Below are 26904 nucleotides of genomic sequence, written 5' to 3'. Positions count from 1 at the left end.
TTCAACTCGTCATCGATCCGGGCATAGAGTGCTGTTGCGAGGGTGTTCACGTCGTTCTTCACACATCGACACTGGACGCCCTCGTGCCATGTCCGCAGGCCATCCCTTGGACTCATTCATCTAGTGCGTCGCGAGGGGCAGGTCCGCCTCCGGCCAGCGGGAGCGGGCCTGTTCGCGGCTGCGGCACAGGGCCAGGACCGGGAGTCCCGTGGCGTCGGCCAGCAGGTCGGGGAGTTGCGGGATCGGGGCGACGGCGGCGATGTCGTCGAGGATCAGTGACAGTGGTGGGTCGAGCCGACCGTGGGATGACCGTGCGGCCATGCGACGGCCGTGCTCGACCACGCTTGCGGTGAGTGCGGTGAGGAGGGGCATCGCACCCGGGTGGGTGCGCGGGTCCTCCAGGGGCTCGCCCACCACGTAGAGGCTGCCCCCTTCGGTCAGGAACGAAGCCAGTGTGAGCGAATCCGTTCGGTTCGGGTTGCAGGCCTCGCGGATGTGGATCGAGGACAGGCAGCTCAGGGCACGGGCCGTCACGTGCTGGGCCATCTCGCGGCGTTCGGGGTGGGCGGTGAGGGCGCTTTCGAGTTCGCCCGCCGCGCCGGGGGCCGCGTGGGGGTGGGTGCGCAGGATGCGCACCGGCTCCTGGGCGTTGGTGCCCTGGGCCCAGCGCTGGAGTTGCTTGAAGGGGCGGCTGTCGAGGGCGACGGCGTGCAGCCAACTGCGCAGGAGCGTTTCCGCGGTGTCGGCGACGGCCGCGTCGATACGGGCCTGGGGGCGTACGGGCGCCAGCAGGGCGATCGCGCGGGCCGCGGCGGTGTCGCGCTCGGCGCAGCCCTCGGCCGGGTTCCAGTGCATGCGGGCCGGGGTGTCGCAGAGGTGTGCGGGGTCGTAGAGGAGGACCGGGCCGAGTTTGGCGCGGGCGTCCTTGGTCGCGGCCCACAGGGCGGGGGACGAGGTCACGATGAGGGCCGCGCCCTCGGCCTCGGTGATGCGGGCGGCCGCCGCCTGGTGGCGCTGGGCCGGGTCGGCGTACCGCAGGGCGGTGGTGGAGGCCGGGCTCGTTGCCTGTGTGGGGGCCTGGGGCCGCGGCGGGGTGGCCGCGGGGGCGTAGCCGAAGCCGTAGCGGTAGGCCTCGTCCACCGGGGGGTGGGACTTGACCGGTTCCGGGACTGGGAGCGAGAGCGGGAGCGGTGCCGGCGCGGTGCGCGGGGGCTCGTAGGCCGCGGTGGACTGGACCGGTACGGGGGCCGGGGGCGCGGCGGGTTCCGGGGTCCGGCGGGCCCGGGCGCGGCGGGACTTCGTGCGGGCGACGACGCCGATCACGAAGACGGTGACGACGAACAGCACGAGCAGCTGGCTGATGAAGGTGCCCCAGAACAGGCCCCAGCCCGGGAGGGCGGCCGGGTCGGTGGCCGGCCAGGCGCCGGCCACGTCGTGGGGTTGCGCTATCAGGGCGCGTACCGCCGACGGGGTGTGGCCGAAGGTGACGGTGTCCGGCCAGGCGCCGCGGGCGATCCAGGCGGAGAGGCCGGTGGCGGACCACACCATGACGGCCAGACCGAGGAGGAAGGCGAGCAGGGTGAGCAGCAGCCCGTCGGGGATGCCGCCGCGCCGCTCGCCGGGGGTGGGGCGGGGGCTCGTACGGTGGGGGTCGGCCATGCTCAGGCCACCGTCGTCGCCGAGCCGGGGCCGTGACCGCCGTTGCGATGGCGTTCGATGCGCAGGGCGCGCTCCTCCGCTTCCAGTTCGGCCGCCAGCAGCTCGTCGGGGAGCTGGTGCTGTACCGAGGATTCCGTCATGGCGCGGTCGGTGTAGACGAGGGGGCGTTCGGCCTCGGTGATCAGGTGTTTGACCACCTGGACGTTGCCGTTGACGTCCCAGACCGCGATGCCGGGGGTGAGGGTGGGGATGATTTCGACGGCCCAGCGTGGGAGGCCGAGGACCCGGCCGGTGGCGCGGGCCTCGTCGGCCTTCTGGGCGTAGATGGTGCGGGTGGAGGCCATTTTGAGGATGGCGGCGGCTTCACGGGCGGCCGCTCCGTCGACGACGTCGGAGAGGTGGTGGACGACGGCGACGAAGGACAGGCCGAGGCGGCGGCCGAACTTCAGGAGGCGCTGGAACAGCTGGGCGACGAAGGGGGAGTTGATGATGTGCCATGCCTCTTCGACCAGGAAGATCCGTTTTTTCCGGTCGGGGCGGATCCAGGTGTGTTCGAGCCACACGCCCACGATCGCCATGAGGATGGGCATGGCGATGGAGTTGCGGTCGATGTGGGAGAGGTCGAAGACGATCAGGGGCGCGTCGAGGTCGATGCCGACGGAGGTGGGGCCGTCGAACATGCCGCGCAGGTCGCCGTCGACGAGGCGGTCCAGGACGAGGGCGACGTCCAGGCCCCAGGCCCGTACGTCGTCTATGCCCACGTTCATGGCCTCGGCGGATTCGGGTTCCGGGTGGCGCAGTTGCTCGACGATGTCCGTCAGTACGGGCTGCCGGTCCGTGATCATCTCGTTGACGTAGGCGTGCGCGACCTTGAGGGCGAAGCCGGAGCGCTCGTCCAGACCGTGACCCATCGCGACCTCGATGATGGTGCGGAGCAGCGCGAGCTGGCCGGTGGTGGTGATCGCCGGGTCGAGGGGGTTGAGCCGGATGCCGCCGTCGAGGGCGGCGACCGGGTCGAGCCGGATGGGCATTATCCCGAGCTGCTGGGCGATGAGGTTCCATTCGCCGACGCCGTCCTCGCCCTGGGCGTCGAGGACGACGACCTGCCGGTCGCGGAAGCGGAGCTGGCGCAGGACGTAGGTCTTCTCCAGGGCGGACTTGCCGTTGCCGGATTCGCCGAGGACCAGCCAGTGCGGGGCCGGGAGCTGTTGGCCGTACAGCTGGAAGGGGTCGTAGATGTAGCCCTTGCCGCTGTAGACCTCGCGGCCGATGATGACGCCGGAGTCGCCGAGGCCGGGGGCGGCGGTGGGCAGGTACACGGCCTGGGCCTGGCCGGTGGAGGTGCGGACGGGCAGGCGGGTCGTCTCGACCTTTCCGAAGAGGAAGCTGGTGAAGGCGTCCGACATCGCGGACAGCGGATCTCGCATGGGGCGGCTTCTTCCCTCCGGCTAGCGTCGGATGCCGGTCGCGAACGGCAGTGTGTTCACAAAGGCGCGGTGGTGCTCGCGGTCGCACCACTCCAGCTTGAGGTACGACTTGCCGGCCGAGGCGCGGATCGTCCGCTTGTCACGGGCGAGGGCCTCGGGGGAGCGGGAGGACACGGTGATGTACCCGACGAGGTTGACGCCCGCGGCGCCGCTGGCGAGGTCTTCGCCTCTCTGGTCGAGGCGGCCGTGTGCCGCGATGTCCCGGGGGTCGACCGTGCGGTTCATTTTGGCGGCGCGGCTCGCGTCCGCCTCGTCGTTGGTCTTCTCCGTCAGCATCCGTTCGATGGCGATCTCGGTGGGTTCGAGGTCCATGGTGACGGCGACGGTGCGAATCACGTCCGGGGTGTGGACGAGGAGGGGGGCGAGGAAGTTGACGCCGACGGGGGTCATCGGCCATTCCTTCACCCAGGCGGTGGCGTGGCACCAGGGGGCGCGGGTCGAGGACTCGCGGGTCTTGGCCTGGAGGTAGGTGGGTTCCATCGCGTCGAGTTCGGCGGGCCAGGCGTTGCGCTTGGTCATGGCCTGGATGTGGTCGATGGGGTGGTCGGGGTCGTACATGGAGTGCACGAGGGAGGAGAGGCGGCTCTGGCCGAGGGGCTGGCGGACGCGGATGTCGGCTTCGGCGAGGCGGGCGCAGATGTCGGTGAGTTCGCGGGCCATGACGATGGCGAGGCCCGCGTCGCGGTCGAGCTTGCGGCCCTTCTGGGGCGTGCCGGCGCGGGCGATGGTGACGGCTTCGGCGGCGAGTTCGCGGCTGAAGTGCATGCACGCGACGAGGTAGGCGCGGTGCTGCTCGGAGGAGGTCGACACCATCGACTGGAGCTGGTCGTAGGAGTCGCGGAGCCAGCCGGGGGAGGTGGTGTCACCGCGCTGGGCGACGTCCTTGGCGTGGGCGTCCGGGTCGGCGGGGAGGGTGCGGGCCAGCATCTGGATGCGGGTGACGAAGCCGTCGCCGTTGGCCACGTGCTTGAGGAGGGTGCCGAAGCGGTCGACGAGGGCTTCCTGGTCCTCGCTGTCGCGCAGGCCGACGCCGGGGCCCTCGATCTCGATGGCCGCGGTGACGGTGCGGCGGTCCGCGTGCAGGAGTACGGCGATCTCGTCGGGGCCGAAGGGGGCGGCGAGCCAGTTGATGCGGCCGATGCCGGGGGGCGGGCCGACTTCGACCTCGCGGCCGTCGGAGCCGCGGATGCCCGCTTCCATGGCGGCCGAGCGGTACGTCGTACCGCGGCGCAGGGTCCGTTTGAAGCTGCGGTTGATCTCGAACCACTTGTAGAAGGTGCGGCCCTTGTAGGGGATGTACACGGCGGCGAGGGCGAGCACGGGGAAGCCCGCGAGCATGGCGATGCGGGGGGCGATGCCGGGGACGAGCAGTCCGCTCATCATGCCGAGGAACGCGCCGGCGATGATCAGGGCGATCTCGCCGGTTTCGCGGTTCTTGCCGACGATCGCGTTCGGCCGGGCCCGGCCGATGAGATACGTGCGGCGGGGCGCGATGGGATGGATCTGGTGGGACTGGATCGTCAACGCCCGTCACCTCCTGTGTTCTTCGTACTGCTCGTGCCGGAGCCGGTGCGGGGCGGTGGGGCGGCTGCGGATCCGCCGGATCCGCCGCCGGAGGGGCGGCTGCTGTGGGCGGCGACCCCTCCGGAGAGGGGGTTGGCGGGGCGGGGGGCGGTGTTGCCTCCGCCTCCGCCTCCGCCTCCGCCGTCACCCGCGCGGTGGGAGCCGCGGCTGCTGTGGGTTTTGATGCCCTGGGAGACGAGGGAGGCCGGGGAGCTGATGACGGCGGCCGCCTGGGCGCCGTCGGTGGCCTTGCTGCGGTTGGAGCGGGCCGAGGCGATCTCGTCGCCGAAGCCGGGTACGAAACGGTAGATCATCGCGGAGGCGAAGATCGCCAGGAGGATGATGGCGAGGCCGGATACGACGGCGGAGAAGGCATTCGGCCCCTTCTCGCCCGCGAGGGCTCCGGCGAGGCCGAGCACGATGACGATGACCGGTTTCACGAGGATGACGGCGATCATGATGCCGGCCCAGCGGCGGACGTGGCCCCACAGGTTCCGGTCGACGAGCCCGGCGTAGACGACGACGCCGAGGAGGGCGCCGACGTAGAGCAGGGCGGCGCGGATGACGAGCTCGAGGCAGAGCACGCCCGCGGCGAGGACGGTGACGAGGGCCACGACGATCAGCATGACCGGGCCGCCGCCGATGCTGTCGCCCTTCTTGAGGGCTTCGGCGAAGGACCCGAAGAAGACGTCGTTCTGGCTGCCGGTCGCGGTGGCGATGACCTGGGTGACGCTGTCGGTGGCGGAGACGACGGTGTAGAGGATCAGGGGGGTGAAGGCGGAGGCGAGGACGGTGAGCCAGAGGAAGCCGATGGCTTCGGACATCGCGGTGGTGAAGGGGACGCCGCGGATGGCCCGCTTGGCGACGGCGAAGAGCCACAGGACGAGGGTGAGGATGGCGGAGGCGGCGAAGACGACGGCGTACTGCTTGAGGAAGGTGGGGTTGGTGAAGTCGACCTTCGCGGTGCCGTTGACCGCTTCGCTGAGCTTGCCGACGATCCAGGCGGCGGCTTCGGCGCAGCCCTTGGAGAGGGAGGCGAGGGGGTTGAGGGCGTCGGTGGGGTCGGAGGGGGCGAGGCCGGTGCGGGGGGCTCCGCCGGTGGCGTCGGCGCCTTTCTGGCAGTACTCCTTGGCGGGCCCCGCGATCAGCGCGCACGGGTCGCTGCTCCCGGTGGGGCTCGGGGTGGAGCTCGTGCTCGGGCCGGGGGTGGGCGCGGCCATCGCGCGCGACGCGAGGAGCACGGCGGACACCTGGAGGGCGGCGACGGTCGCGGCGGCCCGCCGGAGCGGGAGCCGGAGGCTACCGGGCATAGGTGAACCCTCCGAATTCAGTGACGGCTCCGGCGATCAGGTCCGAGGTGGAGATCGCGTTGCCGCTGCTGACCGGGGTGGGTCCTTCCTTCTGGGAGGTGTCGAGGACCTTCCAGTCCGACCCGTTCCACTTCAGCGTCATGGAGATGGTGAACCAGCTGTTGGTAACCGGGCGGGTGGACTTCTCCCCGGTCAGGCCGAACATGCCGATGCACCACACGTCGACGGAGGCGCTGTCGCTCGTGAAGTTCTTGACCTTGGCCCCGACCGGGACGGTACGGCTGACGAAGGTGGCGCCCGCGGGGGCGAACCCGTCCTTCGTGAGTCCGATCTGGGACAGCAGCCCTGCCGAGTAGTCGGCGTCGAATCCCGCTTGGAGTTTCGCTCTTGAGCTGTCCTCCGAGACGGCACCCACGATGGACTGGCGCCGCCCCGTGTTGAACATGCCGTCAGAACCCAGGGCCACCGCGTAGTTGGTCGCCGCAGACTGGGCCCCCTGCTCGTTCTGGGGGAAGCCGGAGGGTACGCCGTTGTTCTTGCCGTCCACCGGGGTGGTGCCCGTGGCTGCGGTGGAGGTGGTGGTGGGGGGTTTTGATGACGACGGGGTGGTCGGGGGGTCCTGGTTCTGGTTCGCGAACGCGATGGCTGCGATCAGGAGGACGACCACGCCGACGACGGTGATCAGGCCGCGGGAGGGGCGGGAGCCGCGGCGGGGGCCCGGGTAGGGGTCGGTCGGGGAGTCCGGGAGGCGGGTGCGGGTCTGGCCCGTGCCCCCGACCTCGCCGTGGCCTGGGCCGGTGCCGCCGTACTGGTCGTCGTGGCTCATTCCCTGTCCGCCCCCTCGGCGTCGTACGACGGTAGCGCTGGTGGCCGCGTGGACGCGGTGTGGTGAGTCGTCATCAGGTCGCGAGCGGGTGGTGTGGCTAGACGGCCATCCCGTACACGATCGTGAACAGGGTGCCGAGGGAGCCGATGATGAACACTCCCGTCAGCCCGGCCACGATCAGGCCCTTGCCCTGCTCCGCGCTGAAGGTGTCGCGCAGGGCGGTCGCGCCGATGCGCTGCTTGGCCGCGCCCCAGATCGCGATGCCGAGGCAGAGCAGGATCGCGACGGCCATGACCACCTCGACCATGACCTTCGCCTCGTTGCCGAGACTGCCGAACGGCCCCCAGTTCGGGGCGATTCCGCCGATGATGGTGGTGATGTCGCCTTTTTCGGCTGCCAGGATCATGTAACTCACCGCCCCTGTATGGGTAGTTCCGGAGTGCCCGTGCCCGATGGCAAGGGTCACGTCCTATCTTCGCTGATTAAATCGCCGTCGTATGTCGACTTGACGGCTCTCTTTGCCTGATATCCCGGTCCGGGCCCCACCCACGTCCGCTGACCTGGTCACTCTGTGTATCACGGGGTGTGACCCCGGGCAATGATTGTCGTCCCGGCGTACGCGAGGCGGGCTGCGGGTCCGCGCGGGGGGCCGCCGTTCGGCGCAGTGGACCGCGTGTCGTTGGACCAACCCGCTGACATATCAGCGTACTGACGGAATGTCGGACCATCGTGGCGCCGGGTGCGGGGGATGCTCCACCCGCTCCCGGCCGGAGCACGAGGTTCCGCGATGAAGACGACACAAGGAGCAAACGGATGGGTTCCGCATCAATGGCTGGTCGGCGCATGTGGCTCGCCGGTGGGCTCGCACTCCCGCTGGCGCTCGGACTCGCGATGGTCTCGGCTCCGGCCATGGCCGTCGCGTCGACGGCGGGCGCACCCACCGCGGGCGGTGGCTGCTACGTCACGTCAGCCAAGCCCGTGAAGGGCCCGGGCGGTGATGTGAAGAAGACAGCGAAGAAGACGGCGAGGGAGACGGCGAAGGAGACGGCGAAGAAGAGGCCCAAGGCCGCCGCGCCGGTCATGAACGGTGGCGGCTCCGGCTGCCCCGGGCCGCGCGGTCCGAAGGGGGACCGGGGTCCGGCTGGTCAGCCCGGACCGTGCGCCGACGTCGATTCGGCGAAGGGGCCGGCCGACCTGGAGTTCAGTGCCGCGATCTCCAAGGGGAGGACCTTCATCGGCGTGCGCAAGTCGCAGCCGACCCCGGGCCCGTACGCCTGGAAGAACCTGACCGGCCCGAAGAACCCGGGGTACCCGAAGAACGCGTGCAGCGTGTCCGTCGAGTCCTCGGGCCCGACGGTGTACGTGAAGGTGCTGACCGTGTCGGGTGACGTGTACGAGAACACCTGCACGATCGCTCCGTCGGTCACGCCCGCGCTCAACTGCCAGTCGGGCTGGACGGCGCTGGTCAAGCCCTGACGCCAGGCCCTGACGCCAGGCCCTGACGCCATGAGCTGACGCCATGACCTGATGCCGGGCTCTGGCGTCGGGCGCTGACATCGGGCTTCGACGGCGTGCCCGTCGCTGGCGCCGCGGCCGGAAGCACGAGCCGGTGCGCGGGGCCAGCGGGGGCGGGGTTCGCACGAGGATGCCGGCCGATGGCGGGGCCGGACCGGCGGAACGGGCCGCCGGTGATGGCGACCCGGTGCCATGGTGCTGGGGAGTGTGGCGAGCGGGTGGGCCCGGGCCCGTTGTCAGTGGTGTGCGGCAGCCTGGGAGCGTCTCGGGGTCCGGCCCGGCACGGGGGTACGGGTCGGGCTCCGCGGTGCGGGACGGGGGTGTGCGGGCGCGCGGACGTGCGGGCGCGCGGACGCGGGGTGGCCCCGTGGGGAGTGCGGGGGTCAGGACCAGTGGGGCGGACGGGTCAGGGCGGGGGGAATGCGGGTGGCGGCGTCACCGCGGGCGGCGTTCAGCTGGGCCTGGGTGAGGAAGATGCTGTCGGTGAGGTCGGCCCCGCTCAGGTTCGCGTCCCGGAAGTCCGCGCCGATCAGGTCGGCGGTGCGCAGGTCGGCCCGGCTGAGGTCGGCGGCGATCAGGTAGGCGCCGCGCAGGGTGGCGCCCCGCAGGTTCGCGCCGGAGAGCCGGGCGCCCATCAGGTCGGCGCCGCGGTGGTTCTTCTTGCGGCCGGGCACGGTGGCCCGTACGAGGTCGCTCGTCTTGAGCAGGAGGGCGTTCACGGCGGCGCGGCGGGCGCCGACGTCGGCGGCGGCCAGGGTTCCGGCGTCGGAACGGGTCAGCTCCTCGGTCTCGGCCAGGGCGCGGCGCAGCTCGGCGTGGACGGGGCGGGCGGGGGCGAGGGTGAGGGCTTCGGTGAGGTAGAAGAGCAGCTCGTGGAGCTGGCGCATGACCGGGAACACCTCGAACATCTGCCGTGAGGTGCCGGGGTGGGTGCGCCAGTCGTGGCCGCCGAAGGTCACCTGGGAGACCTGCTGGCCCGCGCCGAAGCAGTCGAAGACGGTGCAGCCCTGGAAGCCCTTGTCGCGCAGCCCGGTGTGGATTGCGCAGCGGAAGTCCTGCTTGAGGTTGGCGCAGGGGGTGCCGGCGGGCTTGTCCACGGCGAAGTCGGTGGAGCGGGCGAAGGGCAGGGCGACGCAGCACAGCGCGAAGCAGTTCGCGCAGTCGGCCTGGAGCACGGCCGGCAGGGGGCTGGCGCCGGAGCTGGCGCCGGTGCCGGTGCCCGATTCGGGGACGGATCCGGGGGCGCGGCCGGAGCCGGCGGTGGCGGGGCTGGACGGGGCGTTGGGGGTGGACACGGTTCCATTGTCCCCTGTCCGGGGCGGTGCCCGGCGGGGGCCTTACCGGTGCGGTGGCGGTGGCGTACGGGGCTGGTGCGCGTGGTTACCTCTCGGTAGCGTGCTCGCCATGGCTGACGTGGACGGTGTGCACGGCGTGGACGAGGCTGACGACGTAACGGTCGAGGGGTTCTACGAGCGGGTCGACACCGGGCGGTTCCTCGCCACGGCGTACACGCGCGGGCCCTGGGACCGGGGCGCGCAGCACGCGGGGCCGCCCGCCGCGCTGCTCGGGCGGGCCGTCGAGGAGCGCCCGGACGCCCGGGACGACATGCGGATCGCGCGCATCACGTACGAGATCGTGCGGCCGGTCCCGATCGGCCCGCTGGAGGTCACCACGTCGGTGCTCCGGGCCGGGCGCGGGACCGAGGTGATCGAGGCGGCGCTCGCTCCCGCGGGGGCCGCGCCCGTGATGCTCGCCCGGGCGCTGCGGATCCGGGTCGCGGGGGAGGGGGACGTGGTGCCCGCCGTCCTGTCGGGGCCCGAGCTGACGCCGCCGCGGGAGGTGGGGCTCACGCCGTTCTTCCGGATCCCGTGGAAGACCGGCTACCACACGGCGATGGAGACCCGGTTCACCGAGGGCACGTTCGTCGAGCCGGGCCCGGGGACCTGCTGGATGCGGATGAGGGTGCCGCTCGTCGTGGGGGAGGAGACCCGGCCGCTGGACCGGGTGCTGGTCGCCGCCGATTCCGGCAACGGCGTCGGCGCGGTGCTCGACATCGCCAAGTACCTCTTCGTGAACGGGGACCTGACGGTGCATCTGCACCGCCATCCGGTGGGCGAGTGGGTGTGCGTGCAGGCGCGTACCAGCGTGGACCCGGGCGGGATCGGGCTCGCCGACTCCCGGCTGCACGACGAGGAGGGGCCCATCGGGCGCGGTGCGCAGAGCCTTTATGTCGCCGCGCGCTGACGCTGTGACAGGCTCTCGCGCATGGACGCGCTGAGGGAGACCGATCCTGCGCGGATCGGGGTGCACGTGCTGGTGGCCCGGCTGGGCTCCGGGGGGATGGGTCAGGTGTACCTCGGGCGTTCGCCCGGGGGGCGGCTGGTCGCGGTGAAGGTGGTCCGGGAGGAGTTCCTCGGGCATCCGCAGGCACTGGCGAGGTTCCGGCGCGAGGCGCGCACGGTGGCGGAGGTGCGTTCCGCGTACACCGCGCGCCTGGTGGACGCCTCGCTGGAGGAGGCCCCGTTCTGGCTGGCCACGGAGTACGTCGCCGGGCCCACGCTGGCCCACGCGGTGCGGGAGCGGGGCGCGCTGCCGCCGGGCACCTGCCGGGCGCTGGGCGCGGCGCTGGCGGAGGGGCTGGCCAGTGTGCACGCGCAGGGGGTGACGCACCGGGACGTGAAGCCGCAGAACGTGATCCTGGGCGCGCAGGGCCCGCAGCTGATCGACTTCGGGATAGCGCGGGGCGTCGGGCTGACCATGCTGACCCGGGAGGGCGAGGCGCCGGGGACGCCGGGGTTCACGGCGCCGGAGGTGCTGCTGGGCGGTACGGGCGAGGCGGCGTCCGACGTTTTCGCGCTGGGGGCGACGCTGGCGTACGCGGCGACGGGGCGGCCGCCGTTCGGTGACGGCACGGTGGCGGGCATCGCGTACCGGACGGTGCACGAGCCGGTGGACGCGGCCGGGGTGGAGCCGGGGCTGGCGGCGCTGATCGGGGCGTGCGTGGCGAAGGACCCGGGGGCGCGGCCGTCGTTGGCGGAGGTGATCCGGCGGTGCGCGGTGACGGGGGCGCTGGTCGACGATCCGGTGTACGCGGAGCTGGGGGCGGCGCGCGATCCGCTGCCGGGCGGGGGGCCGGGAGCGGCGCCGGGCGCGCAGGACTCCGTACGCACCCACGTGCTGCCGGAGCCGGAGCCAGACCCGCTGCCAGGCCCGCAGCCGGAGCCGCAGCCGCTGCCGGAGCCGGAGCTGGCCCCCGCCCCGGCCCCGGCTCCTGACCTCGCGCCGGAGCGCTCCGGCGGGGCCGAAGAGCGGGAAAGGACCACGGAGTACGTCGCCCGGGCGTCCTCCCGTCGCGGTCGGCGGGCCGGGACCCGGGTGGCCCTCGGGCTCGCGCTGGCCGTGGCGGGGTCGGTCGCGGCGTGGCAGTTCCCGCTGACCGGCGGGGGCGGTTCCGGGAGCGGTTCCGGGAGTGGGGGCGCGGCGGCCCCCAGCGGTTCCGGGGGCGCGTCGGCGAGCGCGAGCACCGGCGCGCGGTCCCCCGGCGGCGGTGCGAAGGCGCCCGCGGACCACATCGAGCGCTCCCGGGCCTCGCGGGAGCGGTGGACGCTCTCCAAGGATCCGAAGATGGCCGCGTTCGGCAGCGGCACGTGCAACGACCCCGCGGGTGGCCAGGACGCGCCGGGCAAGGGGGCGGAGACGTCCACGGTCTCCTCGAACACCAACGGGGTGCCGGGCGAGACGGTGTCGGTGAAGATGCGGGCGAGCGGGGCGGGCGAGCCGGACCGGGGCAAGCGCCCGGCGCCGTACTACGTCTCGGTGGCCGTCAAACCTCCCGGGGCGCAGGCGAGCGGGGCGCTCGGATACACGAGCGCGCCGGTGGACCTCTACGGCAGCTGGGATTCGGGCGAGTACCTGGAGCTGACCTATCCGGAGCACTTCCGGATGTACACGGGGGGCACGAGTACGCCGCCGGTGCCCCTGGCGTCGGACCCGGGGGACTGGACGGTGGTCTTCTACCACGTCGAGGATGACCCCAAGAAGTACGCGCGGTTCTCCTGTTCGGGCTTTCGGGTGGGGTAGTGGGGTGCGACACGGGCGAACCGAGGGAAAACACCCCGTGAGGGGCTGTTCGTGGGGGAGGGTTGACGGGTGCGCAGATTCTGGATGCTGGGCGGGATCGGGGTCGGGGTGTGCCTGACCTTCGTCATGCTGCTCGTCGTGGGGACGTACTCGGCGGCGGCGGGGCTGGGCGGCCCCGGCGGTGGGCGGGGCGGTGGGCTCGGGCTCGCGCCGAACGCCGTACCGGCGAAGTACCAGCAGCTGGTGGCCAGATGGGGGAACCTGTGTCCCGCGATCAGTCCGCCGCTGCTGGCGGCGCAGCTGTACTCGGAGAGTGGCTGGAATCCGACGGCGGTCAGTCCGGCGGACGCGCGCGGGATCGCGCAGTTCATTCCGGGGACGTGGGCGGGCCACGGGATCGACGGGGACGGGGACGGGGACCGGGACATCTGGGACCCCAACGACGCGATCCCGTCGGCGGCCTCCTACGACTGCGAGCTGTCCAAGGACGTGGCGGGGGTGCCGGGTGACGCGGCGTCTAACATGCTGGCCGCCTACAACGCGGGGGCGTACGCGGTCATCAAGTACCAGGGTGTGCCGCCGTACAAGGAGACCCAGGGGTACGTGAAGACGATCACCACCCTGGCGCTGAGCTTCGCCCGGCCGGTCGGGCGGGTTGCGCCGTCGCAGCAGGCCGCGGGAGCCATCTACTTCGCGCAGAAGCAGCTGGGTACGCCGTATCTGTGGGGCGGGAACGGGACGGCTGACCAGGACGGGCGGTTCGACTGCTCGGGGCTGACGGTGGCGGCGTACAAGACGGTGGGGATCGATCTGCCGCGGGTCGCGAACGACCAGTACAACGCGGGACCGCATCCGTCGCGGAGCGAACTGCTGCCGGGTGACCTGGTGTTCTTCTCCAACGATCTGGCGAACTCGCGGGAGATCCACCACGTCGGGCTGTACGTGGGCGGCGGGTACATGATCAACGCGCCCTACACCGGGGCGGTGATCCGCTTCGACAAGATCGACAGCCCGGACTACTTCGGGGCGACGCGGGTCACCAAGGACGGCGCGGAGGCCTCACCGGTGCGGGACTCGGCGGCCAAGGGGGCGTAGGGAGTCCGGGACGTGCCAAGCGGGGGGCGGACGTGGCCGGATCCGTTCCGGCGACTCTCCGTGAGGCCCGGGCCCTGAGCTGCGACGACCGGTCACTCTTGGATAACGTTGGAGTGATCATTCGGTGGAGAGTGGAACCCAGCCGCCAGAACGGGCGTTCCATGGTCACGGGGGTTTGGTCAACGGGGGGCGCAGGGGCGTACACAGGGGTGCGTTCTCAGGGGAACCGAGGCAAGGGGTCGCATCGCCATGGCTGGACTCACGACCGGTGGGCCGAATGTGGACGTCGACCTGCTGTACGACATCAACGGACTGGCCCGGCACGCCCCGGAAGCGCTCGACCGGATCGTTTCCCTCGTCGGTGAGTACGGACTGCCGCTGGCCATGGTGCCGCTCGTACTGTGGTGCTGGCGCGGGGCGCGCAGGCAGGACGGGCCCGCAGCCGCCGAGGCGTTCGCCGCGCTGGTGTGGGCGCCGCTCGCCGCCGGGATCGCGCTGCTGGTGAACATCCCGCTGCGCGGGTTCGTGGCCCGGCCGCGGCCGTTCGTCCAGCACGAGGGGCTGGAGGTGCTGGTCCCCGGGAAGAGCGACTTCTCCTTCGTCAGCGACCACGCCACGCTCATGATGGCGCTGGCCGTCGGTGTCTTCATCGCCAACCGCAGGCTCGGGCTGGTCGGGATCGGTCTCGCCCTGGTCGAGGGCTTCTGCCGCGTGTACATGGGCGTCCACTATCCGACGGACGTCATCGGCGGGCTCGCGCTGGGCACGGCCGTGGTGCTGCTGCTGGCGCCGCTCGCGATGGCCCTGCTGACCCCGCTGGTGCGGGCGGTGGCCCGCTCGCCCCGGGCGGCCCTCCTGGTCCGCGCCCGGGGTCACGGCCGCCCCCTCCCCCTGGACCTCCCCCAGCCCCACACCCCGCCGGGCGCCCACCCCCGCGAGAACGACCTGGCGGCCTGACCCGTCCGATCGCGGGCGGAGGAGGCCTACTCAGCCCTGGGTGTACGCGTTCCAGAGGGTGAGCAGGACCGCGGAGAGCAGGCACAGGGCCGAGGCGGCGAAGCAGAGGCGGACCGCGGGGGGTCGGGGGCGCAGGCGGGTCACGGGCCGCCGCGCTCCTGGTCCCGGCGGTCGCGGGGCCGGGTTTCGGGGTCCGGGGACTCGCGGCGGTAGCGCGAGCGCAGCCACAGGCCGGTCGCCGCGGCCGCGGCGGAGGTCGCCCCGATGGCCAGGGCCACATCGCCCGGGCCGTCCGCCGTGCCGACGGGCTTGGCCCAGGCCGAAGCCGGGGTCAGGGCCAGCAGCAGTGCCCAGCCGAGGGCCACGGCCCGCGGGGCCGTACGGGCGCGTGGGCGTCGAACCGGAGGACGTCCGGGCATGGGGCTCCGCTCTGGGGAGGGGGGATTCCTCTCCAGGGCATCCGGTCCGGGGCGGACCGGCCAGCGGGGTCGTCCGAACGGGTGGCGGGGACGCGGCGGGGCGGCCTACCCCGCCAGGTGCGCGTTCGCGTCCTTGCGGGCCAGGTCCCGGGAACGGCGGGCCGGGCCGCGCCAGCCGCAGCTGCACACGGCGAGGCAGAACGAACCGCGTTCCGAGGTGCTGATGGAGTGGCCGGCCGACTGCGACGGGAGCGGCACGGTCGTAAACGGAGGGACGGGGGGCGCCAGCGTGTGCGAGTCCACGCCACCACGGTACCCGGGTCGGGTGCGGGTGCGGGAGGGCTGTGGGCCGTGACGGGGAACCCGGGGTCTCGTTAACCGGAGCGGGTGGAGGCCTCGGGCAAGCAGCGTTCATGCGTTGGGGGTTGGCAGGCGATGGTGGTGCACCAGCACATGCGGCGGGCGGCGGCGGCCCTGGCCGTCGCGGCCATGGCCACGACGGCGGGGTGCGGCGGCTCGAACGCGGCGCCCGCCGGAGACGACGGGCGGCCACCGGGCGACCCGGCGGCGGCCGTGCGCGGCGCGGCCGACGTACTGGCCCGCTCCGGCAGCGCGCAGACCCGTACGGCCATGGACATGGCCACCGGCGGGACCCTGGTCACCATCCGCGGCGAGGGCGGGGTCGACTTCGCGCACCGCATGGGCCAGCTCCTGGTGATGCTCCCCGCCGATGTGACCGGCAAGGCGGGCCACACCCCGCTGACCGAGCTGCTCACGCCGGGCGCCCTCTACATGAAGAACCGGGGGGCGGGCGTGCCCGCCGACAAGTGGGTCCGGATCGATACGACGACCCTCGCGGACGGGAACCTCGTCACCGGCGGGGCCACCGATCCGATCGTCGCCGCCGAGCTGCTGCGCGGGGCGCGGGAGGTGACGTACGCCGGTGAGGAGGACCTGGCGGGGACGAAGGTCCGGCACTACCGGGGCACCACCGACATCGGGCGGGCCGCGCGCAGCGCGTCGCCTGACGTCAGAGGCGCGCTGGAGGCGGCGGCGAAAGGGTTCAGCAAGGACAGCGTGCCGTTCGACGCCTACATCGACCACGAGGGCCGGTTGCGGAAGGTCCGGCACCGCTTCAGCTATGTCAACAATGGCGTGATCGATGTCTCCTCGACCACGCTGCTCTACGGCTTCGGAACTCCGGTGACCGTCGTTCTCCCCGCAAGCGGGGACATTTTCGCCGGGAAGATCGCCGACTAGCCGCCGCGGTGGTCCGCGGGCAGCGCGATCGGGCCATGGCCGGGTAGCTGGAAATGGTCCATCCGTGTCATGCGCGCAGCGAGCCGCGCTCCCTACGCTGGGAGACCGCAAGCCTGATGCCCGAAGACGGCAGAGAGAGGTGACACGCGTGACTCCCGCGGGCGGTACAACGGTGCAGGACCACGTGGCGCTCGCCGAGATCGAGCTGTGCGGCGAGCTGATCATCGCGGCTTCCGCCGCCGCCGAGGAGCGGCTCAGTCAGGACCGCATCGACGAGGTGCTCGGCGCTATCTGCTGCCCGTAGCCGGATCGGGCCGGGAAGCGTGCGCGCTCAGGTCCGCAGCAGGCGGCCGATCGCCTTCGTCGCTTCTTCGACCTTGGCGTCGATCTCGGTGCCGCCCTTGACCGCCGCGTCGGCGACGCAGTGGCGCAGGTGCTCCTCCAGCAGCTGGAGTGCGAAGGACTGGAGCGCCTTCGTGCTGGCCGAGACCTGGGTGAGTATGTCGATGCAGTAGACGTCCTCGTCCACGAGCCGTTGCAGGCCGCGGATCTGGCCCTCGATCCGGCGCAGGCGCTTGAGGTGCTCGTCCTTCTGGTGGTGGTAGCCGTGTACGGCGGGAGCGCCGGGCCCGTCGCCCTGCGCGGGGTCCGCCGCCGCTGCCTCGGTGGTCGTCATGCGTCCTCCCGTGGTCCGTCATGAGGGGGGCATACCCCTCATGGGTATAGGGTACCGGCCGCCGCGCGGGTGGGCGGGGGTCCGTACCGCTCACTCTGCCTGATGGAGGACACTGGGGAACCGCCGGTTAGCCGTGGCTGGAGGATGCGCCTAGCATCAGCCTGACCGAATCCAATGCACCCCGAGGACCTCACGTGCGATTTCGTCTGACCCCCAGGGAGACGAGCTTCTACGACATGTTCGCCGCCTCCGCGGACAACATCGTCACGGGCTCGAAGCTCCTGATGGAACTGCTCGGAGCGGACTCGTCCGCGCGGGCCGAGATCGCGGAGCGGATGCGGGCGGCGGAGCACGCGGGGGACGATGCCACCCACGCGATCTTCCACCAGCTGAACTCCTCCTTCATCACGCCGTTCGACCGCGAGGACATCTACAACCTCGCCTCGTGCCTCGACGACATCATGGACTTCATGGAGGAGGCCGTCGACCTGGTCGTTCTCTACCAGGTCGAGGAACTCCCCAAGGGCGTCGAGCAGCAGATCGAGGTCCTGGCGCGGGCGGCCGAGCTGACCGCCGAGGCCATGCCGCACCTGCGGACGATGGACAACCTCACCGAGTACTGGATCGAGATCAACCGGCTGGAGAACCAGGCCGACCAGATCCACCGCAAGCTGCTCGCCCACCTCTTCAACGGCAAGTACGACGCCATGGAGGTGCTCAAGCTCAAGCAGATCGTCGACGTGCTTGAAGAGGCCGCCGACGCGTTCGAGCACGTCGCGAACACGGTGGAGACCATCGCGGTCAAGGAGTCCTGAACCTCGTGGACACCTTTGCGCTGATCGTCACCATCGGTGTCGCGCTCGGCTTCACATATACGAACGGCTTCCACGACTCGGCGAACGCGATCGCGACCTCGGTCTCGACGCGGGCGCTGACGCCGCGCGCCGCCCTCGCGATGGCCGCGGTGATGAACCTCGCCGGTGCCTTCCTGGGCAGCGGGGTCGCCAAGACGGTCAGCGAAGGCCTGATCGAGACGCCCCACGGCAACCACGGCATGTGGATCCTGTTCTCCGCACTGGTCGGTGCGATCGTGTGGAACCTGGTGACCTGGTACTTCGGGCTGCCGTCGTCCTCCTCGCACGCGCTGTTCGGCGGCATGGTGGGCGCGGCGCTGGCCGGTGGCACCCACGTGATCTGGTCGGGCGTGCTCGACAAGGTCGTCATCCCGATGTTCATCTCGCCGGTCGTCGGTCTGGTCGTCGGTTACCTGGTCATGGTGGCCATCCTGTGGATGTTCCGCCGGTCCAACCCGCACAAGGCCAAGCGCGGTTTCCGTATCGCGCAGACCGTCTCGGCGGCCGGTATGGCGCTGGGCCACGGTCTGCAGGACGCGCAGAAGACCATGGGCATCGTGATGATGGCCCTGGTCATCGCGGACGTGCAGGCCGCGGGCGACGCGATCCCGATCTGGGTCAAGATCGCGTGTGCCGTGATGCTGTCGCTGGGTACGTACGCGGGCGGCTGGCGCATCATGCGGACGCTCGGCCGGAAGATCATCGAGCTGGACCCGCCGCAGGGCTTCGCGGCGGAGACCACCGGCGCCTCGATCATGTTCGGCTCGGCGTTCCTCTTCCACGCGCCGATCTCCACCACTCACGTGATCACCTCGGCGATCATGGGTGTGGGCGCGACCAAGCGGGTCAACGCGGTCCGCTGGGGCGTCGCCAAGAACATCATCCTGGGCTGGTTCATCACCATGCCCGCCGCGGCGGCCGTCGCGGCGGTGAGCTTCGGTCTCGTCCACCTCGCCTTCGAGTGAGGGCGAGCTGAGGCCCGTACCGGTCTCCCGGCTACGGACCACCGTGAAGAAGAGAATGGGCCGGCTCCCCCCACCCAGGGGGAGCCGGCCCTTTTTCGCCGTGCGGTGGCACCGCCATGCAGCACCGCAGGACGTGTGGGGGGTTTATCCGAAGCGGCCCGAGATGTAGTCCTCGGTGGCCTGCACGGACGGGTTGGAGAAGATCCGGTCGGTGTCGTCGATCTCGATGAGCTTGCCGGGCTGGCCGACCGCCGAGAGGTTGAAGAAGGCGGTGCGGTCCGAGACGCGGGCCGCCTGCTGCATGTTGTGCGTCACGATGACGATCGTGAAGCGCTCCTTCAGCTCCCCGATCAGGTCCTCGATCGCGAGGGTGGAGATCGGGTCGAGCGCCGAGCAGGGCTCGTCCATCAGCAGGACCTGGGGCTCGACCGCGATGGCGCGGGCGATGCACAGGCGCTGCTGCTGGCCGCCCGAGAGGCCGGAGCCGGGCTTGTTCAGGCGGTCCTTGACCTCGTTCCAGAGGTTGGCGCCCTTGAGGGACTTCTCGACGATCTCGGCCAGCTCGGACTTGCGGAAGCTGCCGTTCAGGCGCAGGCCCGCCGCCACGTTGTCGAAGATCGACATGGTGGGGAAGGGGTTCGGGCGCTGGAAGACCATGCCGACCGTACGGCGGACCGCGACCGGGTCGACGCCGGGACCGTACAGGTTCTCGTCGTCCAGCAGCACCTTGCCCTCGACGCGGCCACCGGGGGTGACCTCGTGCATGCGGTTCAGGGTGCGCAGGAAGGTGGACTTGCCGCAGCCGGAGGGGCCGATGAAGGCCGTCACCGAGCGGGGTTCGACGGTCATGGAGATGTCGTCGATGGCCTTGTGGTTGCCGTAGAAGGCGGAGAGGCCGCTGACATCGATGCGCTTGGCCATGAGGGGTCACTTCTCTTTCATGCGGTCACACGCGGCGGAGCCGCATAGTCGATACCTAGCGGCCGGTCTTCGGGGCCTTCCAGCGCGCGATGCCGCGAGCCACCAGGTTCAAGATCATGACGAAGGCGATCAGGACGAGGGCAGCGGCCCAGGCCCGGTCGTAGGAGGCGTCACTGCCGACCTTGTACTGCTCCCAGATGTACAGCGGGAGCGAGGACTGCGCGCCTTCGAAGGGGTTGCCGTTGATCAGCTGGGTACCGAAGACCAGCAGCATGATCGGGGCGGTCTCACCGGCGATGCGGGCGACCGCCAGCATCACACCGGTGGCGATGCCGCCGATGGCGGTCGGGAGGACCACCTTGAGGATCATGCGCCACTTCGGGACACCGAGGGCCAGGGCGGCCTCGCGCAGCTCGTTCGGGACGAGCTTGAGCATCTCCTCGGTGGAGCGGACCACGACCGGCATCATCAGGATCGACAGGGCCATGGCGCCGGCGAAGCCGGAGGGGCCGAAGCCGAGCATCAGGTTCCACGTCGTCAGGATGAACAGACCCGCGACGATGGAGGGGATGCCGGTCATGACGTCCACGAAGAAGGTGACGGCCTTGGCCAGCGCGCCCTTGCCGTACTCGACCAGGTAGACGGCGCTCAGCAGGCCGACGGGGGCCGCGATCGCGGTGGCCAGGCCGACCTGCTCCATGGTGCCGAGCAGGGCGTGGTAGACGCCGCCGCCCTGCTCGAAGCTGGTCACGCCGTTCATCGAGTGGCTCAGGAAGCCCCCGTCGAGGGCCTTCATGCCGTGGCTCACCGTGGTCCACAGCAGCGACAGCAGCGGGATGACGGCAAGGATGAAGCAGACCCAGACGAGGGAGGTGGCGACCCGGTCCTTGGCCTGGCGGCGGTTCTCGATGACCGCGCTGGCCGTGTAGGTGATGCCGACGAACAGCAGGGAGGCGATCAGCCCCCACTGGATCTTGCTGTCGAGGCCGGAGACCGCGCCGATGCCGCAGCCGAGGGCGACGGCGAGGACCGCGATGCCCGCCGGGGCCCAGCGGGGCAGACCACCGCGGGTGAGGCTGGTGGGGGCGACGGACGTGCGGGCCCGGGTGGGGCGCTGGTCCTGGAGTACGTGGCTCATCAGGCGTTCGCCCCCGAGAAGTCCTTGCGGCGGGCGATGATCAGCCGGGCCGCGCCGTTGACCAGCAGGGTGAGTACGAAGAGGACCAGGCCGGAGGCGATCAGCGCGTCCCGGCCGAACTCGTTGGCCTCGTCGAACTTCGCGGCGATGTTCTGCGCGAAGGTGCCGCCGCCCGGGTCCAGGATGTGGCCGGAGATCAAGAAGCTGGGCGACAGGACGGTCGCGACGGCCATGGTCTCGCCGAGCGCGCGGCCGAGGCCCAGCATCGAGGCGGAGATGACGCCGGAGCGGCCGAAGGGCAGCACCGACATCCGGATGACCTCCCAGCGGGTCGCGCCGAGGGCCAGGGCGGCCTCCTCGTTCATGCGCGGGACCTGGAGGAAGACCTCGCGGCTGACGCTCGTGACGATCGGGAGGATCATGATCGCGAGCAGGACGCCGACGGTGAAGAGTGAGCGCGCCACGCCGACCTGGGTCTTGTCGAAGACGTAGGTCCAGCCCATGTACTCGTCGAGCCAGAAGTTCAGGCCGCCGAGGTAGGGGACGAGGAAGAGCGCGCCCCAGATGCCGTAGACGATCGAGGGCACCGCGGCGAGCAGGTCGACCACGTAGGCGAGCGGCTGGGCCAGCTTGCGGGGCGCGTAGTGCGAGATGAAGAGGGCGATGCCGACGGCGATCGGAACCGCGATGACCATCGCGATGACCGCGCTGACGACCGTGCCGAAGAGCAGGACGGCTATGCCGAAGACGGGGGGCGTGCCCGACGCGTTCCAGTCGAACGTGGTGAGGAAGTTGCCCTTGTTGTCCGCCAGGGCGATCGAGGCACGGTAGGTGAGGAAGATGGCGATCGACGCCATGATGACCAGGAGCAGGATGCCGGAGCCCTTGGAGAGCCCGGCGAAGATCTTGTCACCGGCGCGGCCGGTGGACCTTCCGCTCTTGGCGACAGGCGGAGCCGTGTCTGTCTGGGTGGGTGTGGTGGAAGCCATGGTCTTTCCGGTCTGTGTGGGGGGCAGGCCCCCTGGCGGCGGTGCACCGGATTCCCCCGGGTGAAGGGGAGGGCCCCCGGGCGCCCGGCCCTCCGGACGGGGAGGGACGGGCACCACGGGGTTCTGGATCAGGCCAGCGACTTGACGACTTCGCGGACCTTGGCGTTGATCTCGGTCGGGATGGGCGCGTAGCCGTTGTCGATCAGCAGCTTCTGGCCCGCGTCCGAGGCGGTGTAGTTCAGGAAGGACTGGAGCGTCTTGAGCGTCTCCGGCTTGTTGCCCTTGTCGCAGACGACCTCGTACGTCACCAGGACGATCGGGTAGGCACCCTCGGCCTTGGTGGTGTAGTCGAGCTTCAGCGCCAGGTCGGAGCCGGTGCCGGTGACCTTGGCGGCGGCGATGGCCTTGGAGGCGTTCTCGCCGGAGGCCTTGACCGGAGCGGCGGCGCCGGTGTTCACGTCGACCGTCTTGATGCTCTGCGAGGAGGCGTAGGACAGCTCGAAGTAGCCGATGGCCCCGTCCACGGACTTGACCTGGGAGGCGACGCTGGCGGATCCGTTGGCGGACTGGCCACCGGGGGCCGCCCACTTCTTCGCGGGGTCGTAGGGCCAGGCGTCGGGCGCGGCGGCCTTGAGGTACTTGGTGAGGTTCTCGGTGGTGCCCGAGTCCTCGGAGCGGTGGAAGGCCTGGACGGCGGTGGAGGGGAGGGTGACGCCCGGGTTCAGCTTCTTGATCGCCTCGTCGTCCCACTTCTTGATCTTGTCGTTGAAGATCGCGGCGAGGGTGGGGGCGTCCAGCGTCAGCTTGTCCACGCCGGCGACGTTGAAGCCGATGGCGATGGGGCCGCCGACCATGGGCAGGTTGATGCCCTGGCCGCCGGTGCAGACCTTCTTCGACGCCTCGACGTCGGCGGGCTTGAGCGGCGAGTCCGAACCGGCGAAACCGACGGTGCCCTGGGTGAAGAGGGTGATGCCCTCACCGGAGGAGGAGGACTTGTAGTTCACCTCGACGCCCGAACAGGCGGCCATGTAGTTCTTGACCCACAGGTCGACCGCGTTCTTCTGCGCGGAGGAGCCGGAGGCGAGCAGCTGGCCCTTGGCATCGTCGCACTTGACGTCACCGGCGGCGACGGGCGGCTTGGCCGAGGCCGAGCCGTTGTCCTTGGTGGTGTTGTCGTCCGAGCCGCACGCCGTGAGGACCAGGGCACCGGACACGACGAGCGCACCGAGCACGGAGGCACGAAGCCGGTTGTTGCGCTGAAGCTTCACTATCGGGTGTTCCTTCCAGAAGCCGCCGACCGCTTTCTGTATCGGGGCGGCGTGCGAAGAGGACTACGTCGTTGCCCGGGGGTCGTGCCTTTCGGCTGCGACTCGCACCGTGCACTTCCGAAATTAGGCAGAACAGGTGAAGCGGCCGACGGGGGTGAGTGAACGGACGGTGAACCGTGGCGGACGGCCTGGTGCGGGGGGTGGGGGTTCGGGTGGGGTGCACACCGTCGTTACCTGGCCGTTATTGGGCTGTGACGGTATCGCGGTGCGGGGGCGGGGGGTACGTCGCCCCCCTGGGCGGGGTGGCCGGAAAGTGCCCCCTTCCCCGGGCGGGGCGGGCGGATCCGGGCGGGGCGGCGGGTGGCGGCGGCGGGTCGCCCTGCCCTCGGGGTCGCCTCAATGCGCCGGACGGGCTGGGGTGGCCTCCGGCGGGTCCTCAAACGCCGGACGGGCTGGATGCGGCGGGCCGGTGCCGACCGCCCGGCGTTTGAGGGCATGCCGGAGGCCACCCGGCGTTTGAGGGCACCCCTACAGCCCGCCCGGCGCTTGAGGGTGTTCGTCGGGGGCGGGGTCAGGGGGTGGGGACCGGGGGGCGGAGCCAGAGGTGGTGGAAGGCGAAGCGGGAGGCTTCGACCTCGTGGCGCTGGTCCGCGTGCAGGACACCCAGGGCGTAGGCCGTCGCCGGGGCGATGCGGGGAGTGCGGGCCGCCGTCGCGGAGGCCGCCGCCGCCTCGGCCGCGTCCCGGTGCCGGTCCAGGGCCTCGCAGGCCGCCGCCAGCCGGGTCACGTCCTCGCCGAGGGCCTCCCGCGCGTAGCGGCGCGCGCGCAGCAGGCGGCGTACCTCGTGCCACGGCGCGTCCTGGTGCGCGTCGTCGATCAGCGCGTCCGCGTTGTACGGGTGGGCCGCCCGGGTCAGCGGCAGCGCCGCCACCGCCGCATCCAGCCGGGACCCGGCCAGCTCGGCCAGCGGGACCAGGACGTCCGCGACCCGCCCCCGGGCCGCCACCTCGTTCAGCGGCACCTCGGAGGCCAGTACCGCCACCGCGTCCGCCACCGCGTGGAAGCGGGAGGAACCGAGGGCCTGGAGGGTGGCCGAGTGGGCCCTCGTACGGGCCAGGGTCAGCTGTCGTTCCAGCAGCGCGGCCGCCCGCGCCGCGCCCACGGTGAGGGAGCCCGATCCGGCGGCCCCGCGCTGCGCCGGGACCTCGGGGGCGCCCGACAGCCGGTGCAGCGCGTCCAGGAGCCGGGTCAGCCGGGCCCCGTAGGCGTGTTCGTCGGCCAGGGTCGCGGACAGCCACACCAGCTCGGTGCGCAGCCCGTCGGCCCAGGAGGACTCGGTGACCGGGCGGAAGGTGGCCAGGGAGCCGCCGATGCGGCGCGCGGCCCCCCGCAGGGCGCGCGCCGCCTCGCTGCCCTCGGCCGCGTCGGCCCCGCTCTCCTCGTGCAGGCGCAGCCCGCGCAGGAACGCGGTGGCCTGCGAGCGCAGGTACGCGCCGAGCACGTCGCCCGCCGCCTCCGTACCCGTGCCCGCTGTCAGGTCATGGTTTCGCTGAGCCACGCCGGCGCCTCCGGGCGTCTATGAGCATCTCCTGTACGTGCCGCAGCGGCTGCCCCTCGGCATCCGTGCAATGCCGGGTCCAGTCGCCGTCCGGGCCGAGGTGCCAGGAGGAGGTGGCATCGGACATGCCGGTCTCCAGCAGCCGGTCCAGGGCCGCGCGGTGGGCCGGGTCGACGACCCTGACCAGCGCCTCGATGCGGCGGTCGAGGTTGCGGTGCATCATGTCGGCGCTGCCGATCCACACCTCGGGCTCGCCGCCGTTGGCGAAGGCGAAGACCCGGGAGTGTTCGAGGAAGCGGCCGAGGATGGAGCGGACCCGGATGTTCTCCGAGAGCCCGGTGACGCCCGGGCGCACGGCGCAGATGCCGCGGACCCAGATGTCCACCGGTACGCCCGCCTGGGAGGCCCGGTAGAGCGAGTCGATCAGGGCCTCGTCGACGATCGAGTTGAGCTTGAGCCGTACGTACGCCGGGCGGCCCGCCTGCTGGTGGGCGGTCTCCTTGTCGATCCTGGCGATCAGGCCGTCGCGCAGCGACTTCGGCGCGGTCAGCAGCCGCCGGTAGGTCTCGCGGCGCGAGTAGCCGGAGAGCCGGTTGAAGAGGTCGGAGAGGTCCGCGCCGACCTGCGGGTCGGCGGTGAGCAGGCCGAGGTCCTCGTAGAGCCGGGCGGTCTTGGGGTGGTAGTTGCCGGTGCCGACGTGCGCGTAGCGGCGCAGGGTCTCGCCCTCCTGGCGGACCACGAGCGAGAGCTTGCAGTGCGTCTTGAGGCCGACCAGGCCGTAGACGACGTGGCAGCCGGACTCCTCCAGCTTGCGCGCCCACTTGATGTTGGCCTGTTCGTCGAAGCGGGCCTTGATCTCGACGAGTACGAGGACCTGCTTGCCGGATTCGGCGGCGTCTATCAGGGCGTCGACGATCGGGGAGTCGCCGGAGGTCCGGTACAGCGTCTGCTTGATCGCGAGGACGTCCGGGTCGGACGCGGCCTGCTCCAGGAAGGCCTGCACCGAGGTGGAGAACGAGTCGTACGGGTGGTGCAGGAGTACGTCGCGCTCGCGCAGCGCGGCGAAGATGTCGGGGGCGGAGGCCGATTCGACCTCGGCGAGGTCGCGGTGCGTCCCGGCGATGAACTTGGGGTACTTCAGCTCCGGCCGGTCCAGGGAGGCCACGCCGAAGAGGCCGGTGAGGTCCAGCGGACCGGGCAGCGGGTACACCTCGGCCGCGGAGATCTTCAGCTCCTGGACGAGCAGGTCCAGTACGCCCGCGTCGATGGACTCCTCGACCTCCAGGCGGACGGGCGGGCCGAAGCGGCGCCGCATGAGCTCCTTCTCCAGGGCCTGGAGGAGGTTCTCGGTGTCGTCCTCCTCCACTTCCAGGTCCTCGTTGCGGGTCACCCGGAACTTGTGCTGGGCCAGCACCTCCATGCCCGGGAACAGCTCCTCCAGGTGCGCGGCGATGACGTCCTCCAGCGGGACGTAGCGCTGCGGGGAGGCCTCCAGGAAGCGGGAGAGGAGCGGCGGGACCTTCACGCGGGCGAAGTGCCGGTGGCCGCTGACCGGGTTGCGGACGACCACGGCGAGGTTGAGCGAGAGCCCGGAGATGTACGGGAAGGGGTGCGCGGGGTCCACGGCCAGCGGGGTCAGCACCGGGAAGATCTGGTTGCGGAACAGGGTGAAGAGGCGCGCCTGCTCCTTCTCGGTGAGGTCGGCCCAGCGGATGAGGTGGATGCCCTCTTCGGCGAGCTGGGGGGCGACGTCCTGCTGGTAGCAGGCGGCGTGGCGGGCCATGAGCTCGCGCGAGCGGGTCCAGATGAGGTCCAGGACCTCACGCGGCTGGAGGCCGGAGGCCGAACGGGTGGCGACGCCGGTGGCGATGCGCCGTTTGAGGCCCGCCACCCGGACCATGAAGAACTCGTCGAGGTTGCTCGCGAAGATGGCGAGGAAGTTGGCGCGTTCCAGGAGCGGGGTCCCCGGGTCCTCGGCCAGCTCCAGCACGCGCTCGTTGAAGGCGAGCCAGCTGCGCTCCCGGTCGAGGAAGCGGCCGGCGGGCAGCTCGCCGTCGTCCTTGAACTCGTAGGCCTCGAGATCCGCGTCGAGGTCGGGTTCGAGGTCCACGTGGGGGCGGTGCGCGGCTATGGAGCCGAGGCGCGCGTGCCGCTCTGCCTGGGAGTGCTGGACGGGGACCTCGGTGGGGCTGGCGCCGGGCTTGTGGCTCATGACTCCATTCTTCCGCGCACGCGGAAGGACAGGCGCGTCGGAGGCGTCCGTGAGTGGTCGAGGTCCAGGCTGCATGCACGGAGAGTCGCAAGCGTGGCTGAATGCCCGGTTAATGGCGTGTGGCATCCAGGGTGCGGCTGGCGTCCGGGGCG

General features: G+C 71.4%; 25 protein-coding genes. 9 read left to right on the top strand and 16 right to left on the bottom strand.

The window, feature by feature from the left end:
- Nucleotides 1-120: 120 nt before the first annotated feature.
- From QMF80_RS25455 to QMF80_RS25430, 6 genes are all read right to left on the bottom strand, one after another.
- Nucleotides 121-1659 (bottom strand): type VI secretion protein, encoded by a 1539-nt coding sequence (locus QMF80_RS25455; protein WP_283457067.1) that lies wholly within the window; start codon nt 1657-1659, stop codon nt 121-123.
- A 2-nt stretch (nt 1660-1661) separates the two neighbouring features.
- Nucleotides 1662-3086 carry an ATP-binding protein gene (locus QMF80_RS25450; RefSeq protein ID WP_283457065.1) on the bottom strand — a complete coding sequence of 475 codons (1425 nt, stop codon included), beginning with the start codon at nt 3084-3086 and terminating at the stop codon, nt 1662-1664.
- A 21-nt stretch (nt 3087-3107) separates the two neighbouring features.
- On the bottom strand, nt 3108-4670 hold the full coding sequence (locus QMF80_RS25445; protein WP_283457063.1) for an SCO6880 family protein: 1563 nt from the start codon (nt 4668-4670) through the stop codon (nt 3108-3110).
- Nucleotides 4667-6019, bottom strand: coding sequence for a hypothetical protein (locus QMF80_RS25440; protein WP_283457061.1), 1353 nt, complete (start codon nt 6017-6019; stop codon nt 4667-4669). Before QMF80_RS25440 ends, QMF80_RS25445 begins: the two co-directional genes overlap by 4 nt.
- Nucleotides 6009-6845, bottom strand: a complete 837-nt coding sequence (locus QMF80_RS25435; protein WP_283457059.1) for a hypothetical protein — start codon at nt 6843-6845, stop codon at nt 6009-6011. Before QMF80_RS25435 ends, QMF80_RS25440 begins: the two co-directional genes overlap by 11 nt.
- Before the next feature lie 97 nt (nt 6846-6942).
- Nucleotides 6943-7251, bottom strand: coding sequence for a DUF8827 family protein (locus QMF80_RS25430; protein ID WP_136213834.1), 309 nt, complete (start codon nt 7249-7251; stop codon nt 6943-6945).
- 407 nt (nt 7252-7658) lie between these two features.
- Between QMF80_RS25430 and QMF80_RS25425 the strand changes: the two genes are divergently transcribed.
- Nucleotides 7659-8321 (top strand): hypothetical protein, encoded by a 663-nt coding sequence (locus tag QMF80_RS25425; RefSeq protein ID WP_283457057.1) that lies wholly within the window; start codon nt 7659-7661, stop codon nt 8319-8321.
- Nucleotides 8322-8743: 422 nt separating this feature from the next.
- Here QMF80_RS25425 and QMF80_RS25420 read toward each other — a convergent pair whose 3' ends face one another.
- Nucleotides 8744-9544: a pentapeptide repeat-containing protein gene (locus QMF80_RS25420; protein ID WP_283457073.1), complete on the bottom strand. Its 801-nt coding sequence runs from the start codon at nt 9542-9544 to the stop codon at nt 8744-8746.
- Between the two features lie 220 nt (nt 9545-9764).
- Between QMF80_RS25420 and QMF80_RS25415 the strand changes: the two genes are divergently transcribed.
- The 4 genes from QMF80_RS25415 (at nt 9765) to QMF80_RS25400 (ending at nt 14492) form a co-directional block, all read left to right on the top strand.
- Entirely contained in the window at nt 9765-10604 is an 840-nt protein-coding gene (locus QMF80_RS25415; protein ID WP_283457055.1) for a thioesterase family protein, read from the top strand.
- 21 nt (nt 10605-10625) lie between these two features.
- Nucleotides 10626-12440, top strand: a complete 1815-nt coding sequence (locus QMF80_RS25410; RefSeq protein ID WP_283457053.1) for a serine/threonine-protein kinase — start codon at nt 10626-10628, stop codon at nt 12438-12440.
- An 84-nt stretch (nt 12441-12524) separates the two neighbouring features.
- Nucleotides 12525-13535, top strand: a complete 1011-nt coding sequence (locus tag QMF80_RS25405) for a C40 family peptidase (protein WP_283457071.1) — start codon at nt 12525-12527, stop codon at nt 13533-13535.
- 249 nt (nt 13536-13784) lie between these two features.
- On the top strand, nt 13785-14492 hold the full coding sequence (locus QMF80_RS25400) for a phosphatase PAP2 family protein (protein ID WP_283457051.1): 708 nt from the start codon (nt 13785-13787) through the stop codon (nt 14490-14492).
- A 140-nt stretch (nt 14493-14632) separates the two neighbouring features.
- On the opposite strand, the gene QMF80_RS25395 is transcribed toward QMF80_RS25400, so the two are convergent.
- Nucleotides 14633-14857 carry a hypothetical protein gene (locus QMF80_RS25395; RefSeq protein ID WP_283457049.1) on the bottom strand — a complete coding sequence of 75 codons (225 nt, stop codon included), beginning with the start codon at nt 14855-14857 and terminating at the stop codon, nt 14633-14635.
- Between the two features lie 159 nt (nt 14858-15016).
- On the bottom strand, nt 15017-15169 hold the full coding sequence (locus tag QMF80_RS25390) for a hypothetical protein (RefSeq protein ID WP_283457047.1): 153 nt from the start codon (nt 15167-15169) through the stop codon (nt 15017-15019).
- A gap of 177 nt (nt 15170-15346) precedes the next feature.
- On the opposite strand from QMF80_RS25390, the gene QMF80_RS25385 reads away from it, so the two are divergent.
- Both QMF80_RS25385 and QMF80_RS25380 read left to right on the top strand, forming a co-directional pair.
- On the top strand, nt 15347-16171 hold the full coding sequence (locus tag QMF80_RS25385; RefSeq protein WP_283457045.1) for an SCO4651 family lipoprotein: 825 nt from the start codon (nt 15347-15349) through the stop codon (nt 16169-16171).
- A 148-nt stretch (nt 16172-16319) separates the two neighbouring features.
- Entirely contained in the window at nt 16320-16475 is a 156-nt protein-coding gene (locus QMF80_RS25380) for a hypothetical protein (RefSeq protein ID WP_283457082.1), read from the top strand.
- A gap of 27 nt (nt 16476-16502) precedes the next feature.
- Here QMF80_RS25380 and QMF80_RS25375 read toward each other — a convergent pair whose 3' ends face one another.
- Nucleotides 16503-16847: a metal-sensitive transcriptional regulator gene (locus QMF80_RS25375; protein WP_283457043.1), complete on the bottom strand. Its 345-nt coding sequence runs from the start codon at nt 16845-16847 to the stop codon at nt 16503-16505.
- Between the two features lie 194 nt (nt 16848-17041).
- Here QMF80_RS25375 and QMF80_RS25370 point away from each other — a divergent pair, with 194 nt between their 5' ends.
- Both QMF80_RS25370 and QMF80_RS25365 read left to right on the top strand, forming a co-directional pair.
- A complete protein-coding gene (locus tag QMF80_RS25370; RefSeq protein ID WP_283457041.1) occupies nt 17042-17662 on the top strand; it encodes a DUF47 domain-containing protein in 621 nt (206 codons plus the stop codon).
- Nucleotides 17663-17667: 5 nt separating this feature from the next.
- A complete protein-coding gene (locus tag QMF80_RS25365; RefSeq protein ID WP_283457039.1) occupies nt 17668-18666 on the top strand; it encodes an inorganic phosphate transporter in 999 nt (332 codons plus the stop codon).
- 144 nt (nt 18667-18810) lie between these two features.
- Here the strand turns inward: QMF80_RS25365 and pstB are convergent, their stop codons facing one another.
- The 6 genes from pstB to QMF80_RS25335 all read right to left on the bottom strand — a co-directional run bounded on the left by pstB (nt 18811) and on the right by QMF80_RS25335 (nt 26752).
- Complete coding sequence (gene pstB, locus QMF80_RS25360; RefSeq protein ID WP_283457037.1) at nt 18811-19587, bottom strand: phosphate ABC transporter ATP-binding protein PstB; 777 nt, start codon at nt 19585-19587, stop codon at nt 18811-18813.
- A 55-nt stretch (nt 19588-19642) separates the two neighbouring features.
- On the bottom strand, nt 19643-20725 hold the full coding sequence (pstA, locus tag QMF80_RS25355) for a phosphate ABC transporter permease PstA (protein ID WP_283457035.1): 1083 nt from the start codon (nt 20723-20725) through the stop codon (nt 19643-19645).
- Complete coding sequence (pstC, locus tag QMF80_RS25350; RefSeq protein ID WP_283457033.1) at nt 20725-21714, bottom strand: phosphate ABC transporter permease subunit PstC; 990 nt, start codon at nt 21712-21714, stop codon at nt 20725-20727. Before pstC ends, pstA begins: the two co-directional genes overlap by 1 nt.
- Nucleotides 21715-21842: 128 nt before the next feature.
- Nucleotides 21843-22982 (bottom strand): phosphate ABC transporter substrate-binding protein PstS, encoded by a 1140-nt coding sequence (gene pstS, locus QMF80_RS25345; protein ID WP_283457031.1) that lies wholly within the window; start codon nt 22980-22982, stop codon nt 21843-21845.
- 571 nt (nt 22983-23553) lie between these two features.
- A complete protein-coding gene (locus QMF80_RS25340; protein ID WP_283457030.1) occupies nt 23554-24540 on the bottom strand; it encodes a CHAD domain-containing protein in 987 nt (328 codons plus the stop codon).
- A complete protein-coding gene (locus QMF80_RS25335) occupies nt 24521-26752 on the bottom strand; it encodes an RNA degradosome polyphosphate kinase (RefSeq protein ID WP_349372237.1) in 2232 nt (743 codons plus the stop codon). The genes QMF80_RS25340 and QMF80_RS25335 overlap by 20 nt, the downstream gene beginning before the upstream one ends.
- Nucleotides 26753-26904 lie beyond the last annotated feature (152 nt).

This window comes from Streptomyces sp. G-G2 (assembly GCF_030063135.1).
Classification (GTDB): domain Bacteria; phylum Actinomycetota; class Actinomycetes; order Streptomycetales; family Streptomycetaceae; genus Streptomyces.
Note: the sequence above shows the minus strand (reverse complement) of the source record. Positions and strands in the feature narration are given on the sequence as shown.

What these genes read in the sequence shown, in the direction of transcription:
- QMF80_RS25425 (WP_283457057.1), top strand. Translation starts at nt 7,659, where the DNA reads ATGGGTTCCGCATCAATGGCTGGTCGGCGCATGTGGCTCGCCGGTGGG.
- QMF80_RS25430 (WP_136213834.1), bottom strand. Translation starts at nt 7,251, where the DNA reads ATGATCCTGGCAGCCGAAAAAGGCGACATCACCACCATCATCGGCGGA.
- QMF80_RS25450 (WP_283457065.1), bottom strand. Translation starts at nt 3,086, where the DNA reads ATGCGAGATCCGCTGTCCGCGATGTCGGACGCCTTCACCAGCTTCCTC.
- QMF80_RS25400 (WP_283457051.1), top strand. Translation starts at nt 13,785, where the DNA reads ATGGCTGGACTCACGACCGGTGGGCCGAATGTGGACGTCGACCTGCTG.
- QMF80_RS25440 (WP_283457061.1), bottom strand. Translation starts at nt 6,019, where the DNA reads ATGCCCGGTAGCCTCCGGCTCCCGCTCCGGCGGGCCGCCGCGACCGTC.
- QMF80_RS25385 (WP_283457045.1), top strand. Translation starts at nt 15,347, where the DNA reads ATGGTGGTGCACCAGCACATGCGGCGGGCGGCGGCGGCCCTGGCCGTC.
- pstC (WP_283457033.1), bottom strand. Translation starts at nt 21,714, where the DNA reads ATGGCTTCCACCACACCCACCCAGACAGACACGGCTCCGCCTGTCGCC.
- QMF80_RS25455 (WP_283457067.1), bottom strand. Translation starts at nt 1,659, where the DNA reads ATGGCCGACCCCCACCGTACGAGCCCCCGCCCCACCCCCGGCGAGCGG.
- pstA (WP_283457035.1), bottom strand. Translation starts at nt 20,725, where the DNA reads ATGAGCCACGTACTCCAGGACCAGCGCCCCACCCGGGCCCGCACGTCC.
- QMF80_RS25435 (WP_283457059.1), bottom strand. Translation starts at nt 6,845, where the DNA reads ATGAGCCACGACGACCAGTACGGCGGCACCGGCCCAGGCCACGGCGAG.
- pstB (WP_283457037.1), bottom strand. Translation starts at nt 19,587, where the DNA reads ATGGCCAAGCGCATCGATGTCAGCGGCCTCTCCGCCTTCTACGGCAAC.
- QMF80_RS25415 (WP_283457055.1), top strand. Translation starts at nt 9,765, where the DNA reads ATGGCTGACGTGGACGGTGTGCACGGCGTGGACGAGGCTGACGACGTA.
- QMF80_RS25405 (WP_283457071.1), top strand. Translation starts at nt 12,525, where the DNA reads ATGCTGGGCGGGATCGGGGTCGGGGTGTGCCTGACCTTCGTCATGCTG.
- QMF80_RS25375 (WP_283457043.1), bottom strand. Translation starts at nt 16,847, where the DNA reads ATGACGACCACCGAGGCAGCGGCGGCGGACCCCGCGCAGGGCGACGGG.
- QMF80_RS25410 (WP_283457053.1), top strand. Translation starts at nt 10,626, where the DNA reads ATGGACGCGCTGAGGGAGACCGATCCTGCGCGGATCGGGGTGCACGTG.
- QMF80_RS25335 (WP_349372237.1), bottom strand. Translation starts at nt 26,752, where the DNA reads ATGAGCCACAAGCCCGGCGCCAGCCCCACCGAGGTCCCCGTCCAGCAC.